This window comes from Aliivibrio sifiae, assembly GCF_002954705.1.
In the GTDB taxonomy this organism is placed as follows: Bacteria; Pseudomonadota; Gammaproteobacteria; order Enterobacterales; family Vibrionaceae; genus Aliivibrio; species Aliivibrio sifiae_A.
On sequence record NZ_MSCO01000002.1, the window covers coordinates 551,027 to 554,666 of the forward strand.

At 36.1% G+C, this 3,640-nt stretch carries 6 protein-coding genes; all 6 read left to right on the top strand.

All coding sequences use genetic code 11. The annotated features are described in order from the left end of the window. Window positions 1-26: 26 nt before the first annotated feature. The 6 genes from BTO22_RS13495 (at window position 27) to BTO22_RS13525 (ending at window position 3,519) form a co-directional block, all read left to right on the top strand. Window positions 27-461 carry a GNAT family N-acetyltransferase gene (locus tag BTO22_RS13495; protein ID WP_181044654.1) on the top strand — a complete coding sequence of 145 codons (435 nt, stop codon included), beginning with the start codon at window positions 27-29 and terminating at the stop codon, window positions 459-461. Window positions 462-604: 143 nt separating this feature from the next. Beyond that, complete coding sequence (locus BTO22_RS13505; RefSeq protein ID WP_105055952.1) at window positions 605-1,504, top strand: hypothetical protein; 900 nt, start codon at window positions 605-607, stop codon at window positions 1,502-1,504. Window positions 1,505-1,686: 182 nt separating this feature from the next. Beyond that, window positions 1,687-2,097, top strand: a complete 411-nt coding sequence (locus tag BTO22_RS13510) for a VOC family protein (RefSeq protein WP_105055953.1) — start codon at window positions 1,687-1,689, stop codon at window positions 2,095-2,097. 146 nt (window positions 2,098-2,243) lie between these two features. Then, window positions 2,244-2,780, top strand: a complete 537-nt coding sequence (locus BTO22_RS13515; RefSeq protein WP_105055954.1) for a nucleotidyltransferase family protein — start codon at window positions 2,244-2,246, stop codon at window positions 2,778-2,780. A gap of 167 nt (window positions 2,781-2,947) precedes the next feature. Beyond that, window positions 2,948-3,226, top strand: a complete 279-nt coding sequence (locus BTO22_RS13520) for a type II toxin-antitoxin system RelE/ParE family toxin (RefSeq protein ID WP_105055955.1) — start codon at window positions 2,948-2,950, stop codon at window positions 3,224-3,226. Then, window positions 3,226-3,519: a HigA family addiction module antitoxin gene (locus BTO22_RS13525; protein WP_017023495.1), complete on the top strand. Its 294-nt coding sequence runs from the start codon at window positions 3,226-3,228 to the stop codon at window positions 3,517-3,519. The genes BTO22_RS13520 and BTO22_RS13525 overlap by 1 nt, the downstream gene beginning before the upstream one ends. Window positions 3,520-3,640 lie beyond the last annotated feature (121 nt).

Below are 3,640 nucleotides of genomic sequence, written 5' to 3' on the forward strand. Positions count from 1 at the left end.
GCGTTATGTGTTCCCAAGGGGTAAGTATGGATATCCAGTTTAAAAGAGCTTCTGAGCTAAAATATGCTGAGTTACTAACTCAATCCAATATGGCTAGTTATTATTTAACTCGGAATATCGTTTGGGATAGCAATCTATTTATTAACAATTGGGCTCTCTTGGATAACTTTGAAATATTCGTGGATAATCATCGAGTTGGTATTGTTCGTTTTAGCTATAACGCATCAACCACTTTTCTGCGAGACTTACAGTTAAGCCCAGAATTTCACGGTAAGGGGATCGGTGCGAAAAGTCTCGATATGATTATAAATCACGCTAGACAGCATCAATCAAAAAAGTTACGTCTTCGTGTGTTCAGTGAAAATCCAGCAATCAAGTTATATAAAGAAAAAGGGTTTACGCAAACCGTGGAAGTGAATGGGTTAATAGAAATGGAATTTACTTTAAGTTCAAACACATAACAAATGCATCAACACGATTTACTACATTCGGCATTGTAGGTTTGTCTTTGGTTTTTGTGTTTATGGCGGTAAAATTCAGTTTAATCTGCATAGTAGTAAACGTGTTATGCAGGCGTTAAACCGCACATGTCCAAAGGAGTGTTATGAAGTACTATTTAATTTGTGATGAGTCGGGCCGATTAGGTTACACCGATAAAACTGAAAATCAGCAGGGTGAGTTTTCTGTTGTTGCTGGAGCAATTATTCACCATGAATTGTTTAGTATTTTTGGGGATCATTTGTGTGAGATTTTGAAAAAATACACAAAATCAATGAAGTCTATAGACAAATTTCATATAACAGATTTAAAAACGGAAGTAGAACAGCACAAATTAAGACAGGATATTTTTGATTTGCTTGTAAAGTTTAATATTCCTTTAGTTTATGGTGCTCTGTATCTTAAACCTTTTACGAGCGCATATGAAACACAACGGAAATTTATTGAAGAATCCTTTAAAAAACAAAATCAAAGGGGGATTACGATTGATAAAAATATGCAAAAATTTAAGAAATTACTGCAAGCTGAATGTTTTTCTACGATGTACACCAAATCTATATGTGAGTTAATTCAATTTCATAATCATCCAGTGGAATTATCTGTAATAACGGATGAAGTAGACAATAGGACATTATGTTTATATCAAGATAAAATTGATGAGCGTCATTTAAGTAAAGAAAATGAACCACTGAAAGGGAAAAGATACCATCAAGCTACGAAGGAAATTGAAAGGTTTTCAATTACTGTTAATACTAATGATCAAGACCCAAGAAATGAGTTATTACGGTTGAGCTCTGGAAAAATTAGTAAGTCAGAAGGAGTTAGTTCAATTGTTGCTGATGTTATAGCAAATAGTGTTAATCATTATCTTTCTATATTTGTAAGGGAATCTAAATTTGGGCCTCTAAATTCAAGGAAAGCCATTGAAAACCACCCTTTATCAGAGTGTTTTATAGCTCAGTCAACAACCGCTATTGATAAAATATACGCGTATGAAGCGGTTTAACAATCGCATCAACACGATTTACTACACTCGGCATCTCAGGTTGTCGGGTGTTTCTCGTTTTAAGGCGTCAATTTTAAGTATAATTGCATAGTAGCAAACGTGTTATGCAGGCGTTATATGCAAAAATGAGTTTATAAGCTAAATAGGGTAGAATTCTATTTTTGAACTGTAGTGAGCCACAAATGAATAAGCCCATCGAACAAAGAATTGGTAACATCGCCTTAGTTGTTGAAAATTATGATGATGCGATTGAATTTTATACCAAGAAACTTCAATTTGAGCTTATCGAAGATACGGATTTAGGCGGTGGTAAGCGTTGGGTTCAAATATCTCCACCTAATTCAACGGGTACAAATTTACTATTAGCTCAAGCAAGTAATGATGACCAATTAAAATCAGTTGGCAATCAAGCTGGCGGTCGTGTTTTCTTATTTCTTCAAACTAATGATTTCTGGCGTGACTATGAGTTTATGAAAGCTCAAGGTGTCGATTTTACTGAAGAACCACGTGTTGAAGAATACGGCACAGTTGTTGTATTTAAAGACTTATACGGTACAAAATGGGACTTATTGGAGTTAAATCAAGCTAACTAAGTCTGTAGCATATAACAAATGCATCAACACGATTTGCTACATTCGGCATTCTAGGTTTCTTTGAGTTTACCGTGTTAAGTGGTAAATTTGAGCTTAATCTGCATGGTAGCAAACGTGTTATGCAGGCGTTATAACGCAGGGTGGATATGGATAGAATCATCACATTAATTGAGAAAGATGGATTGAGAGTTAAGGCTCTTGATTGTGTTCTACAACTCAATTTACCTCATTGCTATTTAGCCGCTGGTTTCGTCCGAAATTTGGTGTGGGATCATTTGCATCAGAAATCAGTATCAACGCCTTTGAATGACGTTGATGTTATTTATTTCGATGAAACTGAATCTAATCCTGAAAACTACAAACTAATCGAATCTCAGCTTTCTGTATTGATGCCAGAATTGAACTGGGAAGTGCGTAATCAAGCAATCATGCACAAAAGAAATGGTGATAAACCGTATTTAAGTATTATCGACGCAATGAGTTATTGGCCAGAAAAAGAAACAGCGGTAGCCATACGAAAATTAGGCGATGGTAAATATGAATGTATTTCTGCTTTTGGCTTTGAATCATTGTTTAATTTGCAAGTTACACATAACCCGAAGCGTTCTTTAGAAATCTTCAGTGACCGTGTAACGTCGAAAGGTTGGCTGAGTCATTGGTCTAAATTGAGAACTGCGTTATAACAAATGCATCAACACGATTTGCTACATTCGGCATTCTAGGTTTCTTTGAGTTTACCGTGTTAAGTGGTAAATTTAGGCCTAATCTGCATAGTAGCAAACGTGTTATGCAGGCGTTATATTTTTCATTGAAACTTGCGTCATAATGCGCAACGCGCTACACTCTTCGTATGATTAAAACATTTAAGCACAAAGGTCTTAAAAAGTTTTTTGAGACTGGCAGTAAAGCGGGTATTCAAGCGAAACATGATCGCAAATTGAGAATGCAATTAGCCGCGATAGATACTGCAACCATTATTGATGATGTTGATTTGCCGGGTTTCAAACTTCATCCTCTGAAAGGGGGTAGAGATGGAATTTGGTCAATTACAGTAAATGGTAACTGGCGTGTTACTTTCGAGTTTGTCGATGGTAATGCTTATATTTTAAATTACGAGGATTACCATTAATGGCTATGTACAATCCCCCGCATCCAGGTGAGTTTATCCATGACGTTTATATGGAACCATTTGGCTATAGTTGTCGCTTTGTTGCTAAACAACTTGATGTTGCGGCTTCAACTCTAAATCGAGTGATAAAGGGTAAGAGTTCAATTTCACCTGAAATGGCATTACGCCTTTCAAAATCACTAGGTCGTACGCCTGAGAGTTGGTTAACAATGCAAGATAATTACGATCTATGGCAAGCTAAACAAAACGTGAATTTAACTAAGGTGCACACGATCAATTTTGCTATGGCGTAGTAAAATATAACAAATGCATCAACACGATTTACTACACTCGGCATCTCAGGTTGTCGGGTGTTTCTCGTTTTAAGGCATCAATTTCAAGTATGATTGCATAGTAGCAAACGTGTTATGCAGG

What these genes read in the sequence shown, in the direction of transcription:
- BTO22_RS13510 (WP_105055953.1), top strand. Translation starts at nt 1,687, where the DNA reads ATGAATAAGCCCATCGAACAAAGAATTGGTAACATCGCCTTAGTTGTT.
- BTO22_RS13495 (WP_181044654.1), top strand. Translation starts at nt 27, where the DNA reads ATGGATATCCAGTTTAAAAGAGCTTCTGAGCTAAAATATGCTGAGTTA.
- BTO22_RS13505 (WP_105055952.1), top strand. Translation starts at nt 605, where the DNA reads ATGAAGTACTATTTAATTTGTGATGAGTCGGGCCGATTAGGTTACACC.
- BTO22_RS13520 (WP_105055955.1), top strand. Translation starts at nt 2,948, where the DNA reads ATGATTAAAACATTTAAGCACAAAGGTCTTAAAAAGTTTTTTGAGACT.
- BTO22_RS13515 (WP_105055954.1), top strand. Translation starts at nt 2,244, where the DNA reads ATGGATAGAATCATCACATTAATTGAGAAAGATGGATTGAGAGTTAAG.
- BTO22_RS13525 (WP_017023495.1), top strand. Translation starts at nt 3,226, where the DNA reads ATGGCTATGTACAATCCCCCGCATCCAGGTGAGTTTATCCATGACGTT.